At 48.4% G+C, this 14,718-nt stretch carries 12 protein-coding genes; 2 read left to right on the forward strand and 10 right to left on the reverse strand.

Translation table 11 applies throughout. The features are described 5' to 3' along the window. Positions 1-92 precede the first annotated feature (92 nt). The 8 genes from M977_RS02560 to M977_RS02595 all read right to left on the reverse strand — a co-directional run bounded on the left by M977_RS02560 (position 93) and on the right by M977_RS02595 (position 10,472). Positions 93-1,358 carry an HAAAP family serine/threonine permease gene (locus M977_RS02560; RefSeq protein WP_064511980.1) on the reverse strand — a complete coding sequence of 422 codons (1,266 nt, stop codon included), beginning with the start codon at positions 1,356-1,358 and terminating at the stop codon, positions 93-95. Between the two features lie 289 nt (positions 1,359-1,647). Further along, complete coding sequence (gene araH, locus M977_RS02565) at positions 1,648-2,634, reverse strand: L-arabinose ABC transporter permease AraH (RefSeq protein ID WP_064511981.1); 987 nt, start codon at positions 2,632-2,634, stop codon at positions 1,648-1,650. A gap of 14 nt (positions 2,635-2,648) precedes the next feature. Continuing rightward, entirely contained in the window at positions 2,649-4,163 is a 1,515-nt protein-coding gene (gene araG / locus M977_RS02570; RefSeq protein WP_064511982.1) for an L-arabinose ABC transporter ATP-binding protein AraG, read from the reverse strand. A 54-nt stretch (positions 4,164-4,217) separates the two neighbouring features. Beyond that, on the reverse strand, positions 4,218-5,207 hold the full coding sequence (locus M977_RS02575; protein ID WP_064511983.1) for an arabinose ABC transporter substrate-binding protein: 990 nt from the start codon (positions 5,205-5,207) through the stop codon (positions 4,218-4,220). A 333-nt stretch (positions 5,208-5,540) separates the two neighbouring features. Next, a complete protein-coding gene (locus tag M977_RS02580; RefSeq protein WP_064511984.1) occupies positions 5,541-6,098 on the reverse strand; it encodes a DJ-1 family glyoxalase III in 558 nt (185 codons plus the stop codon). Between the two features lie 44 nt (positions 6,099-6,142). Beyond that, positions 6,143-7,348: a glycoside hydrolase family 88 protein gene (locus tag M977_RS02585; protein ID WP_064511985.1), complete on the reverse strand. Its 1,206-nt coding sequence runs from the start codon at positions 7,346-7,348 to the stop codon at positions 6,143-6,145. A gap of 14 nt (positions 7,349-7,362) precedes the next feature. Continuing rightward, positions 7,363-8,643, reverse strand: a complete 1,281-nt coding sequence (locus tag M977_RS02590; protein WP_064511986.1) for an oligosaccharide MFS transporter — start codon at positions 8,641-8,643, stop codon at positions 7,363-7,365. Then, complete coding sequence (locus M977_RS02595; RefSeq protein ID WP_064511987.1) at positions 8,640-10,472, reverse strand: DUF2264 domain-containing protein; 1,833 nt, start codon at positions 10,470-10,472, stop codon at positions 8,640-8,642. Before M977_RS02595 ends, M977_RS02590 begins: the two co-directional genes overlap by 4 nt. A gap of 229 nt (positions 10,473-10,701) precedes the next feature. On the opposite strand from M977_RS02595, the gene M977_RS02600 reads away from it, so the two are divergent. Beyond that, entirely contained in the window at positions 10,702-11,553 is an 852-nt protein-coding gene (locus tag M977_RS02600; protein ID WP_064511988.1) for an AraC family transcriptional regulator, read from the forward strand. A gap of 351 nt (positions 11,554-11,904) precedes the next feature. Next, a complete protein-coding gene (locus M977_RS02605; RefSeq protein WP_064511989.1) occupies positions 11,905-12,408 on the forward strand; it encodes a non-heme ferritin-like protein in 504 nt (167 codons plus the stop codon). A gap of 73 nt (positions 12,409-12,481) precedes the next feature. Here the strand turns inward: M977_RS02605 and M977_RS02610 are convergent, their stop codons facing one another. Both M977_RS02610 and M977_RS02615 read right to left on the reverse strand, forming a co-directional pair. After that, a complete protein-coding gene (locus M977_RS02610; RefSeq protein ID WP_064511990.1) occupies positions 12,482-13,618 on the reverse strand; it encodes an alginate lyase family protein in 1,137 nt (378 codons plus the stop codon). Positions 13,619-13,628: 10 nt separating this feature from the next. Continuing rightward, positions 13,629-14,717 (reverse strand): ABC transporter ATP-binding protein, encoded by a 1,089-nt coding sequence (locus M977_RS02615; protein WP_064511991.1) that lies wholly within the window; start codon positions 14,715-14,717, stop codon positions 13,629-13,631. Between the last annotated feature and the right edge of the window lies 1 nt (position 14,718).

A 14,718-nucleotide genomic window follows, 5' to 3' on the forward strand; every position in this document is an offset into this window, starting at 1 on the left:
GCCATGTAAGTATAGACAGGGTGACGGGTGTCGCAATTTTCCAGGATAAATCGCCAGGCCGCATATGGCCTGGCGTTTAGGTTTGGCAGGTGTCAGAAGAAGCTAGCGATAAGTCCTGAAATAGCCACGAGCCCCATAACCGTAACGAAGATATTGCTCACTTTGCCACGGAATTTCGCCAGCGCAGGTATTTTGTGGATAGCGTACATCGGCATGATAAACAGGATCATCGCGATGATTGGGCCGCCCAGCGATTCGATCATGCCAAGGATGCTTGGATTAAGCGTTGCCACCAACCACAGGCTCAGTAGGAAGAACAGAGCGATAGCTTTATTCAGCTTGCGGTCATCAAAACGCTTGCCGTTGTGGCGGGCAATTTTTTTCACCAGTCCATGCAGACCTTCGCGTGCTCCCAGGTAGTGGCCGAAGAAGGAGCTGGAAATTGCCAGAATTGCTACCAGTGGGCCAAAGATGGAGATCAGCGGGTTATCGAATTTGTTGGCAAGGAAGCTCAGCATTGAAATATTTTGCTGTTTTGCTGCCATCAAATCTGCCGGAGTCACACTTAGCACGCAGCTGAAGACAAACAACATAACAAACGCCAGCAGAATGGTGGATGTTTTGCGCAGTGTCTGGCTGGCTTTTTCATCTGCCTGGTTGCCATATTCACGACGTTGAGACAACGCAAATGAGGAGATAGCCGGGGAGTGGTTAAAAGCAAATACCAACACCGGAATAGTCAGCCACATAGTCGTAGTGAAATCTATCGCAGTAGGTACCTGGGAAAGAGCTGCCGTGTTCCAGTGTGGAATCAAATATAAAGAGAGGAACAGCAGGATGCCGACTAACGGGTAAACCATCAGCTCGGTAATTTTCAGCATCACACGCTCACTCGTCAGCATCACCGCCATCAGCGCGACAATTAGCACAATCGACAAAATCACACGCGGTGGTGAAGCCATTCCCAGTTGGTTGACCATTAGCGAATCAATGGTGTTGGTGATACCTACACCGTAAATCAGCAGAATTGGATAGATTGCGAAGAAGTACAGCAGAGTGATTAAGATGCCAGCTTTAGCTCCGAAATGTTCTTCCACAACTTCGGTGATATCGCTGCCAGGGTTACGTGATGATAAGACAAAACGAGCAAGCCCCCGGTGAGCAAGCCAGGTCATTGGCCCAACGATAACCGCCAGTGCCACTAACGGCCAGAATCCGCCCATCCCTGCGTTGATCGGGAGAAATAACACCCCTGCCCCAACCGCCGTACCAAAAAGGCTCAGAACCCAGGTGGTATCAAACTTACGATTCCCGGGAACATGCACTTTACTACGGGTGTAATTAACATCACTGCTCATTGGCTCATCTCCTTGAGGCCGAATTCAGGCTGCCGACTCTACTTTAGCCGCGTGATTGTTACAGTGATTCATATCCTGGTTTGAATTAGTTTATGGCGGGAAATACTAACAATCTAATCAATATCACATTTAAACACTGGATATCTTATCTGAGTGAAAATTAAACAATGTTGATGGCAAAAAAATGGTGGATGTCGCTTTCGCTAATCCACCCCCAAAAAAGAACTCACACCCTTTACCGCGACAATGTATTCCCACTACTCGAAATCTGCGCAGCAGAACCAAGCCGTTAAACCATACGTTTTGCTTTCTGTTTGTAGCGATCGAAGATGACAGCAGCAAGCAGAATCAAGCCGCGCACCACATATTGCGAGAAAGGCGAAATGTTCAGCAAGTTCATGGCATTTTCCACGGTGCCAAGAATCAAAATCCCGGCAATCACGTAGGAAATTTTACCAATCCCACCTTTGAGTGATACCCCACCCAACACGCAGGCTGAAATCACAATCAACTCATAACCAATAGACGTCATTGGCTGGCCACTGGTCATACGCGAAGCAAGGATAATCCCTGCCGCTGCCGACACTAACCCGGAGAGAATAAAGATGATGATTTTAGTGCGCACCACTGGCACACCCGCCAGACGTGCCGCTTCTTCGTTGCCACCAATCGCTAATGTGTTACGGCCAAAGGTCGTTTTGTTGAGCAGGAAACCAAAGATTATCAGACACGCAACTGTCAGCCAGATGGGTGCAGGCAGCCCAAACCAGTTGGCATAACCCAGTGCAAAGAAGCGTTCATCCTCGATGCCCACCGCTTTACCATCAGAAATAATGTATGCGAGGCCGCGTACAATTTGCATGGTGGCAAGAGTCGTTATTAGCGCGTTGATTTTTAGTTTTGCAATAACAAAACCGTTCACCAGGCCGCATAACACACCGAGTAATAGCCCTGCCGCCACACCAATCCACAGGCTTTCGGTCATGTTGATGACTACCGCCGTGGTGACCCCGGCACAAGCAATCACCGACGCAACGGACAAATCGAAATCACCAGATGCCAGGCAGAACAACATGCCACAAGCCACCATTCCCGACATTGAGATGGCAAGCCCTAATCCCTTCATATTCACGAAAGATGAGAAATTCGGTACGAAAATAGCGCAGGCAATAAATAGAACGGCGAATACCACCAGCATGCCGTAGTTATCCCAGATACGCCCAAGACTTAGGGACGATTTCTTATTGCTGTCACCTGATGTAGTTAATGCAGACATTTTTATCTCCTTACTCATGCGGCAGACGCACCGGTTTTTGGCATTGCCAGACTTAATGCTTGTTGCTCATTGGTTTCGCCATGCAGCAATTCACCAGCTATTTCCCCTTCGCGCATCACGATAATGCGGTCCGCAAGGCCCAGTACTTCGGGCAGATCGCTTGATGCAAACAGCACCGCTACACCTTGTGCAGCAAGGGCATAAATGACGTTATAGATTTCGTGTTTTGCCCCTACATCAATGCCGCGCGTTGGCTCGTCGAGCAAAATCACTTTCATCTCATCTGACAGCCAGCGTCCTAAAATCGCTTTTTGCTGGTTGCCACCGGAGAGATTCATGATCAGCTGTTCAGCTGACGGGGTTTTGATGTTCAGCGAACGGATATGTGAGGCAGCATTGTCTGTTTCCCAGCGGTTGTTTATCAGACAACCGGCGCTAATATGCTTACGCCGCGCACTGATGTTGATATTGTCACGCACCGAATGCACCGGAATAATGCCGTCAGCTTTGCGGTCTTCCGGGCAGAGCATCATGCCAGCACAAATCGCATCGGCAGGCTTATTGATATTAATAACTTCACCATCAATAAATACTTTGCCATCGGTGATGCGCGTACCGCCAAACATGCCTTTCATCAGTTCACTCCGACCAGCACCGACCAGACCAAACAGACCGACAATTTCACCACTCCGCACTGAAAGCGAAATAGGTGTTCTTACACCAGGGGCTTTTACACCATCCAGACGTAAACGCTCAGCCCCATGTTCACGAGGTTTCCAGCCATAGACATCACCAAGATCGCGCCCGACCATCGCCTGCACCAGCGAGTCATGACTGACCTGCTTCATATCATCAAAGGTGCGCACGTAGCGCCCGTCTTTAAACACGGTGATGGCATCACTGAGAGCAAAGATTTCTTCCATACGATGCGAGACGTAGAGGATCACGCGGCCTTCAGCGCGTAACTCACGGATGACGCGAAACAGGTTGTCGATTTCTCGACGAGAGAGAGAACTGGTCGGCTCATCAAAGGCGATCACTTTCGCATTACGAGCCAGTGCCTTAGCAATTTCGACCATCTGCCATTGGCCGATGGATAAATATTTGAGCGGCGTGCTCGGGTCAATATCCAGCCCAAGATGCTCAAGCTGTAACTTTGCTTCGTAATTCAGTAAAGAGCGGTTCACGAACCCCGCTTTATGAGGTAGCTGTCCGAGGTAAATATTCTCTGCGACCGACATTTCCGGCACCAGATGAAGCTCCTGATAAATAATCGCGACTCCGGCATTAAGCGCTGCGGGAGTGTCGGCAAAAGCAACTTCTTCACCGCGCAGGGCGATACAGCCCTGGGTTGGAGCATAATTGCCGCTCAAAATTTTCAGGAGCGTTGATTTTCCTGCGCCATTCTCTCCCATTAGTGCGTGAACTTGCCCGGCATAACAGTCGAAACTGATGTCCTGTAAGGCTTTCACTCCGGGGAAAGTTTTGCCTATACCACGAAAAGAGAGATACGGTGTCTCATGTTGCATGACATACCCCAATGTTGAAGGGCGGATGGGCATAAACCTCATCCGCCAAAGAGATTACTTGCCGCCGAGGCCTTTTTTAGCCAACTCTTCTTTAAAGTTGTCGCGAGTGATCAGCACCACGTCGGTAACTTCAGTGAACTTCGGTGGCTCTGCACCTTTGGTGACCCAGTTGTAGAGCATTTCGCTACTTTTATAGCCGTGTACATCCGGGCTTGGCAGCAAAGATCCGTAGAAACCAGTGGCCTTAGCTTTCGACAGTTCACTTACGGCATCCACACCATTAATACCTACACCAATAACATCCGGCGCTTTAAAGCCCTGCCCTTCAGTGGCGCGCACGCCACCCAGCACGGTGTTGTCGTTCATGCCAACAATTAACCAGTGTTTCACTTCAGGGTGTTGAACCAACATCGAGTTAGCGGCATCGAAAGCCCCTGGGATGTCGTTAGATTTGGTCGGTACTTTGTAGATTTGTTTTTCCGGGAAACCAGCTACTTTCAGAGCTTCCATTGAACCAGAAGTACGGCGGCGGGCAGTATCGAGCTCGTCAGACGTAATCGCCATAACTGCGGATTCTTTCACGTCCCACCCGCGTTTTTGCATCTCTTTGTACAGCTCTTGCCCCTGGCGCTCGCCGATTTTAGTCGCCGCCATCATCACTAATGGCACGGTATCCATTGGCTTGCCTTTCGCGTTGACGAACTGGTCATCAACGGCAATAACTTTCATGTCGTAGCTTTTAGCTTTCGCCACAATTGCCGAACCCAGTTTTGGATCCGGAGTACAAATCACAAAGCCTTTCGCGCCGCTGGCGGCCAGGCTATCGATAGCATTAAGGGTTTTTTCACCGTCGGGAACGGCGATTTTAATCACTTCAAAGCCAAGATCTTTCCCGGCTTTATCGGCAAATTTCCATTCGGTCTGGAACCATGGTTCTTCTGGTTGCTTCACCAGGAAACCCAGCTTCATTGTTTCTGCGATAGCGGATTGTGACATAATTGCAGCAATGCCAATTGCCGCTAGCGCTTTAGTAAATTTGTGCATGGTATTCTCCAGCTCGATTTTATTTTCTGTAGGGTAAGGTTTAGTTAAAACAAGCCATTAGCCGTATGAGCTTTTTGCTTCGGGGCTGGAGATAGTTGTAGCGGGAAATTAATAATCCATAGGAGAGCGCAATCACATGGCAGAAATACAGTAAGACCGTGCATGTATTCAGCAATAAAAGACATAAAAATAGGGCGTTATGTCGGACAAATGAAATATGGACTAGCAGATTTATCCATAAATTCAGCGCGGAGGTGGATAAGCTGATTGATAGAAATACAGATTGAAGAAGGCGGGTAAGTATTGCGCTCACCCGCCGCTATTCTTGACCTATTACCATTGGTAATAAATATGTTCCGCGTGATCACGCGCTGGGGCTTCGTCGCCTTCAAGACGCGCGGCAACAGTGAGTGCAAAATCAAACACTTTACCTAACCCTTTCCCACTTATCAGATTGCCATCTTCGACTACGTCAGCATCAACATATTCACCGTCCGTCACCTGCTGCCACAAATCACCAGAACAGACGTAGCGGCGGCCTTTAAGCAAACCGTTACCACCCAGGACGCGTGCCGCAGCAGAGCAAATCGGGCAGATAAACTTGCCAAGATCGTCATGGCGACTCACGAAAGCAATAACGTTAGCGCTTTGGGCTAGAAAGACACTGCCTTCCGGGCCACCGGGGAGCACAACTGCGTCAAAGGTTTTATCAAAACATTCACTTAGCGTAGCGTCTGCCACCATCGGGATATCGTGATAACTCACTACCGCGCGTGTATCGACGCAAGAAAGGGTGCGCACGTTAATTTTTAAACGACGTAGAATATCAATGGTAACAATGGCTTCCCCTTCTTCAAAACCCGGGGCTAGCAAAACTGCAACAGTTTTCATTTTACTCTCCATGTAGCCCCCGCGGTCTTGCGGGGGCGCAAAACTTACCAATAAAGACTCCACACTTGTCGCACACGTATAAGTGCTTCAAGGTAGAAATAGTCACCCCAACTACAACATTCATCGACACCTTTGCCGCTTGCCATGTGATACACAGAATGTTTCAGCAAGCCCTCACATGGCTCATCGTCCCGCGCCAGATAGTTATCAGTGAGTGACTGTATAATACGCAGCGCCATTTCTTCATAATGGGCACGATGTTCATCCAGCACGGGCAATGTTTTCACCAGTTCCAACAAACCACAGGCAGTGATTGCCGCAGCTGAACTATCACGCACCGCATCCGTTCCGAGCAATGCTAAATCCCAGTGGCAAACATCATCTTCCGGCAAGCGGTTGATGAAGTAATGCGCCAGGCTACGGGTGAGGTCCACCATGCTTTTATCACCGGTATACAAATAAGTGAGCAAGAAACCGTAAATCCCCCACGCTTGCCCGCGCGACCAGCATGAGGTGTCGCTATACCCCTGATGTGTATTACCAAATCGCGGCTCACCGGTTATCACATCCATATAATAAGTATGGAAAGTTGAAGCGTCCGGGCGAACGATATATTTCGCGGCCTGCTGCGCATGTGCGGTAGCAGCCTGCGCGTAACGCGGATCTCCAGTTTGCTGGCTTGCCCAATAAAGCAGCGGAAGGTTCATATTACAGTCAATAATCATCCGCCCCTGTTGTTCTGGATCATTCAAATCTCCCCAGGCCTGGATGATTTTCGCCACCGGGTTATAGCGCTCCATCAGAATATCAGCCGCTTGCAGCGCGATTTGACGGGCTGTTTCATTGCCAGTTAAACGCCAGGCATTCACACACGACAACGAATACAGAAAGCCCAGATCATGAGTGGCTGTTTCGATACGCTTGTCTAAGCGCTCCGCAAAAGATGGCAAATAACGCTCTGCCGCCTGGCGATATTTGTCATCTCCAGTCATCTCCCACGCAAGCCACAGTTGGCCTGGCCAGAAGCTAGTCGTCCACTCGACGTTGTCGGTCGGCTGCCATTTACCCCCTTCACAAGCTTCGTTAGGGAATTTGTTCCCGACGATGGCAATAGTTTTATCCAGCTTTTTTGTCACGCTATTAAGCGCATTATCAAGCTTACGTTTTAGGGCCAGACGGTCTACCTGATGCAATTCAATAGGGCGCAGTGGCTCGGTCACCACATTTTCAGTGACTAAATTACAGGTCATAACGTTTCCTTTAATTAATTTTTTGCCGGCTCAACCGGAGCGGTGTCTAAAGCGGATAAGAACGTATTGGATTCATCGCGTTTTGACTGGCAGCGCGAGAGAGTGAAAGCAGAGATCAGAGTGAATATCAGTGCGCAACATCCCATCATTAAGTAGGTGTGCTCGAAGCCGATTTTGTCGTACAGGTAACCCGCAGGCGGTGCCACCACAACTGAGCCGACATAAATCATCGCCTGATAACCCAGTAAATACATGGTGGCATTGATTTTCTTATGGAAATGCTCGGCGATATATTTGAACACCGAGATTAGCAACAGGGCAATTTCAACACCGTAGAACGGCTTGATGATTGAAATCACCAGCGGGTCGGAGGTCAGCCCCGAAGCAATCAAGCGTAACCCCACTACGCAGCCGCACAACAACAACCCTTTTTTTGCACCGTAGTGATTCACCAGCAGCGGGATGAACATCATCATCACGAACTCCATGCCGGACTGTACTGTGCTGAGGTAGCCGTACCATGCGTTGCCCTGCTCTTTGGTATCGAAGAAAGAGACGAAGTAGCGTGGGAATTGCTGTTCAGCAACAAACATCATCCACGCGACACCTGCCACATACAGGCTGAACATCCAGAATTTGCGGTTTTTCAGTAGCATCAGAACATCAGCGAAAACGATTTTATTCGCTGAAATCACATTGTTATTACGCAGTTGTTCATCACCAATTTTCAGGCTAATCAGCACCAACAGCATTAATACGGAGGTGGTACTACTGACGATGAAGTTTGCCAGCGGCGTGTAGTTGAAAAGCAGACCTGAAACTGATGCCGCCATTGCCCAACCAAGCGATCCCCACATGCGAATGCGCCCAAACTCCAGACCATACAATCTGCTAAAGCGGTCGGCATAAGATTCAGAAGCCGCAACACCTGCGTACCAGCCGAGGCTCAGGTAAAAAGCACCGATCACAATGCCAAGGGTGGTATGCGTCAGCAGCAACGGTTGATAAACCGTGACAAAGAACGGCGCCATCAGTGCCGAAATCGCGCAGACAAAATAGAGCAGCCACTTGCTCATACCAATTTTGTCCATGATGTAGCCATAGACCGGTTTCATGACTACCGCAAAGACGCCATTGATAGCAAAAACACTGCCAATGGTGATGCTGTCCAGCCCCACTTTCTGGCTCAACCACAGAGCATATAACCCGAAGCTTGAGGACCAGGTGAAAAAGTAGAGAAAGATAAAACTGCTCATTTTAATCTGTGCGGTACGCGTTGGTGTCGAGATGTTCATGGGTGTTTCTCCAGAATAAGGAGTTTGCTTTGATTGCCCATCACCAGGCGTACAACACCCTCGCTGATAATGGCTTGCGGGCAAGATTGCGCATCAAAATCGTCGGTATCCCCTGCCCAGGTGGCACTGATTAACAGATGTGTGCCGATACTCAGTTCACCTTGCAGCAACGGCACTGCTGCCCGCTCGGCAAAGAGTAGATTGCTGTTTGGTGGTGTCAGAACTAACTGTGCACTGCGTGATTTCGGGCTTAAACAATAAATGGCGCTGGTATCAGTTTTGGTTGTAAGCAAACAACTCCCCTGCGTCATGTGTGCTTGTGGAAGCGGACGATTTGGCAGGCTGAACCCTCCTTCCGCACAATCGAGTTCACGCGCCGTTTTGAGGTGATGAACCCGTACTTGCCAGTCGCCCAACGGCAGTAACCAGGTATCGATATTCACGTCGTGCCACGGCAGCCAACGGCTGAAAATCATTCCGTCTGCGGTACTGATTTGCTGGCATTCACGGCGTCCACGCCAATAGTTATCTTTCTCGGATAACAGCAACATCGAGTCAGGTGCCGCATGATTCAGCGCGTAGCGACCACGCTCAATGGTGAATCCATAACGAGTTGAATAGGCAAATTTGCAGTATTTAGCTTCGGTATTCACGAAGTTATTTAGCTCAAGCTGCCCGGATGTCAGCATCCATAAATGGTGCTTTTGATGAACCAGAATTTGCGACGCATGGGGAATGCTATGAGGCGTTTCACGCTCAGGTAACGGCATTTCCTCTGCTTGCCAGAAGGCATTTTGTTCGCTCAACGCCAGCACCAGCATGGTTTTCAGACCCCAGTAAGGGGAACCCGGCGCGTTGTAATCTTCCGCCATTATTAGGTTGGGATAGCTGTAGCCAACACTCAGCACACCGTCACGATCAAACAATGGCTGTTGCAACCACCAACGCAAATGACGCAACACAATTCCTTTCACTACTCCAGGTTCGTAGACTTCCAGACCTGCAAATGCAGCAGCACTCCAGAATGCGGCCTGCGCAAAGCGATAAGTCAGGCTGCGACCAAAAGGAATAGCTGCACCATCGTCGGCAAAAAAATGGATGAAATCTGCGGCAAAGAGTGTTGCGCGCTGGCGTAGTTTTTTGCAGCGCTGCGGGTCAACATCGGCCATTAATTTGGAATAGATGAGACTATAGAAATGGAAGCCCATCGAAATATAGTAATCACGTGGTCGGCCTGGGCCATCGGAATACCAACCGTCACCGAGGTAATAATGCTCCATGGCGTCGAAATGCTTTTCCAACGTATCGGCATTGTTCAACATCCCGCAGTGGTGGAAACCGACCTGCACCAGAATTGGGAAGAAATGCCAGTTGTTGTCAGGTATATCCAGAGTTTCACTCTGTTTCAGCCATTGCCAGAGGTTGTGTTTCTCCTGTTCATTAAAGTGCGCCAACAGCGGTTTATGGGCGACTGCCAGTAAGAGTCCATATGCTGCCATTTCGACAATCCGTTGATCGTATGCCGCGGCTTCTCCCCAATACTCGGCATGTTTAGGGTCTGTGCCATTTTTAATGGCCTGAATATAAAAAGAGAACTCTTCAGGCTCGTACCCACCCGCCAACAGTGGCGTTACACCCCACAGTAAACGAGAGAAAGTTTCCATATTGGCTACTTGCTGGCCGTAATGGGCGGTGAAATTAGCAAGGTCTACGCCACTGGCCTCTTTTTTAAAGAATGGCGAAACGGCATTTAATAATTCATTCACCAGTTTATGAAGATCTCCCCGACTTTTAAGGGGGTTATTCAGGGTAATGTTTTCAGGTTGCACAATGTCCTCCCGCCAGACACGAGAATATTATAAGTTGTTGTTATTAATATTCGTCTTCGCACTGCTTATGTGCGTTGAGGCAAAGAGTAGTCGCTTTTATTCCTGGCTCAGAGTGAGCAGCATCACAAAAATAAACCGTTATTTCATTTTCACTGGATTTTTCAATTTGCGAGGGTAATAAATTACAAATCATGGCGTAAAAATTTAAATTTGTTGTCCTGGAGGGGAAATGAGTGAACCACAATTGATGGAGAGAATTACACTCGACAGCCAGGTTATCTCATTTCACCGCCTGCGAGCGTCCAGCGCCAGGTATTATCACTGGCACCAATGCGTTGAGTTTCTCTATATTTCAAAGGGCTACGGAATCGTTGTGGTGGACAACCAGCATTACACCGCAAGGCCCGGGCGACTTTTTATCTTCCCACCTTTTCGGCTACACAAGGTTCATGTCGATGCCGATGACAAAAACCAGTATCACCGCACAACCATGCACATTGAGCACTCTTCTGTTATCAGTACCTTGTATGGCTTTCCACGCCAGCAGGCTCAATTTTCTGCCCTCGCCGCAAGCAACGTTCCGGCACAAATTTACGATTTAAGTGAGCAGGCCGATTATATGGAAGTGATTCTCGAGCAGTTCGACAAACTCGACCCCACGGAGCACTCCACCGCCAGCGACGTTGCGTTTATGGTGATGCAAATTATGGCCTTCCTGCCCGCTCAACCGCAGCTATTTATCCCGCAGCAACAGACTGTTGCATCACGCATCATGCAGTGGGTTGAGAGTAACTATAGTGAGAAGTTTTCACTGGATGAGCTGGCGCAATCCATTGGCTTATCACGCAGCTATACCTCGCGGATTTTTCGTCAACAAACCGGCGGCAGTATTCATGAGTATTTGCTAACGAGACGCATAAAGAAAAGTTGTGATCTATTGCGCACCTCACCATTAAGCATCGAAGCTATCGCCCAGGAGGTAGGGTTCATAGAAGTGACCTACTTCATCACCTGTTTTAAAAAAATGATGGCCCAGACACCATTGCAGTATCGTAAACGGTCACGAGCTCATTCAATTTAAGGGCTCAAATATGATCTGACACAATAAACCACCTCATAGCAGGTTAATTATTCAGTGATGAATCACAGTTTTGGTCATTTCACTTAAATTATTTAATATAGATAAACCAGGAGATAATTATTTAATTAGTCTTTTTTAATATTTCCTGTTGAATAAATTTGTAAATAAGAATGAAACACCAGAATCAACTGTTTTATTGATAACCCTAAAGAGGTACTATTTTTTACAACGCAGTCAGGACGCGGACTCACAGGACATGGATACAATCTTTTTTATCTATATACCCGTCATATTTCATGTCATACAAAATTCTAATCCTAACCGATGTTCCGGCTAAATAAGGAAATTATCATGGCAACTTCCGGCATGGTTCAAAGTCTCAACTTACAGATAAATCGTGATTTTTATTCCTCAAATCTGTATTTACAGTTGAGTCACTGGTGCTCAGAAAAGAGTTTAACTGGCACGGCGAATTTTTTAAGAAATCAGGCTCAATGTAATGTTACGCAGATGATGCGTATATTTAATTTTATGAAACAAGCGGGCGGCACTCCCATTGTAGGGACGATTGAAGCGCCAGAAAGCGAATGTGACTCTTTGGAAACACTATTTGAAAAAACGGTTGAAGATTATCAGCAGCGCTGCGCCACACTGACTAAATTGACCGCTGAAGCAACAGCATTGAAAGATTATTCCACCCTCACGTTCCTGAAAACCATGGATCAGGAACAACAAGACGAAGGCCTGTTGCTCAACACCATTCTTGATGAAGTACGCAGTGCTCATAAAGCCGGATTGTGTATGAGCCAAACAGATGAGCATCTGACAAATTTAGTGAATCATCAACTGCACTAAGTCTCATTATGTCGGGTAATACAACGTTTATTACCCGAGCGAAAAAAATGTTGTTCCCGTTAATCCGCCTTAGTCATGCACACCACATCAACTGTTCACGTAAACTGAGTGTATCTTCCGGGAAATTAGCCAGCACGACTTTATAGCACGCCATCTCCTTTGGATATCCCCTCATGGATTGCAGTAACAGGCGCAACGCGCTGTCCCAGACGATACCCTGCAAATCACTGTAAGGCCACAAATCGGGGTCTGCGATAAATGGCATCAGATAATCGATACCAAGCTTCACGCTCCTGCCATCTTGTACGGCATTCCAGCGGTCAAATTCGACGTGTTCCGCATAACGATTAAGCAACAGATGGGCTTCGAGGTTAAATAAGGAGTAATGGAATGGCACCGGACGTTCCAGCTCCATCGTCTGTTTACCTTCCTGATCGATTTGCGCCGCCATTCGTTGGGTAATGCCCTGTTGAATAATGCGTGCCACCAGCCCTTTGTCACCATAAAACAGTGCATTAGCGACACGTTGCGCGTCATACCAGGTGCCGTGGTTGTTATGCCACACGTATTCAGAATGACCCACGTCGCTGTAAAACATCCAGTGGTTGAAGTCCCTGAACCATTGGTGCAAACCAATAATGTCATCGGTATCCAGTACACCCGCAGGGCTAATTAAACCAATAGTATCAATCACCATCCATAAAAGGCGTGTATCGATTAGCCCAGTACCGCGCCCGGAAACAATACCGGGGATCGCCTGGCCATAGTTCAGATGCGGGTTCATACGCGTTTGTTCGTCAAGGAACCAGCACTTGATTTGCTCTGCTGCGGCCTGGGCATATTTCCGATGGCTGGTAAAATACCAAGCCAGCCCAAGCGTCAAACAGCGTTCGCACATGCGGATGATACGCGTGGTGTCCGTGTCATTATTCTGGCATTGCGGATTAGTATGTCCGTCACGGCGAATATATGGCAGGCCATTTGGCCTGCGCGGATTTGGCCACCAATACGTCCCCAGACTGTAATAATCATGAGGATCACCGCTTACCGGGCGTAATTTCTTATGCACCACACTTTCCGGTGGCTGCCCACGAAGCTTATCCGCTTCGCTAACCAGACGACCCAACGCCAGCTGCAAAGGAGAAAAAGGCTGCTGTAGGCCACGGCGGGCATTCTCAAGACACGTCTCATCCAGGGTGTACAACTTCATCTATCGCTCCTTAATGGCATGCTACTCGTTGCCCGCTTTCGGCATCAAATATATGAATACCGGTCAGTTTGGGTTGTAGCCATACCGTTTCACCTTCCTGAACATTTAAGCGTTGCTTAAACACCGAGGTAAATGAACCACCTCCAGTGTTACAGAACAATTGCATATCAGAACCGGTGTTTTCGATGGCGGTAATGGTCGCTTTTAGTGCCCCATTACCCTCACCTTCTTCCACAACATTGACCTGCTCCGGGCGAATCGCATAAACCACTGTCTGTTGCGGTTTTACCTGCATACCCGGCGGCAAGCTTAGCAGGGAGCCATCGGCGAGGCGCAGCATCATTTCACCATTTTGTAGCATGACTTCACCTTTTAACTGATTGATTTCAGGAGAACCAATGAATCCTGCCACGAATAGATTTGCCGGGCGGTCATACAACTCCAGCGGGCTACCCACCTGTTCAATACGCCCTTCACGCAACACCACAATCATCTGCCCCATCGTCATGGCTTCAATTTGATCGTGAGTGACATACACAGATGTCGTTTTCAGGCGGCGGTGCAATTCACGGATTTCCCCACGCACCTGGGTGCGGAGTTTTGCATCGAGGTTTGAGAGTGGTTCGTCGAACAAAAACACCTGTGGATTGCGTACAATCGCACGCCCCATTGCTACACGCTGGCGCTGGCCACCCGAAAGATCTTTTGGCAAACGGTCGAGTAAGACGCCTAATCCCAGAAGATCGGCTGCGGCCTCAACCTTACGGCTGATTTCTGCTTTTGGCAGCTTCGCCATTTTTAACGCGAAGCCCATGTTTTCGCGCACGGTCATCTGCGGATAAAGTGCGTAGCTCTGGAATACCATCGCAATATCACGCAGTTTCGGCTCAACGTCGGTCACATCTTTTTCGTTGATGGCCACCTCACCGCCCGTTATCTCCTCAAGTCCGGCAATCATGCGTAATAACGTTGATTTACCGCAGCCACTTGGGCCCACCAGCACACAAAACTCGCCGTCAGGGATAGTGAGAGAAACATCTTTAATGACATGTGCATCGCCATAAGATTTACAGACATTCTTCAGTACAACGGAACCCATG

Source organism: Buttiauxella gaviniae ATCC 51604, assembly GCF_001654835.1.
Lineage (GTDB): Bacteria > Pseudomonadota > Gammaproteobacteria > Enterobacterales > Enterobacteriaceae > Buttiauxella > Buttiauxella gaviniae.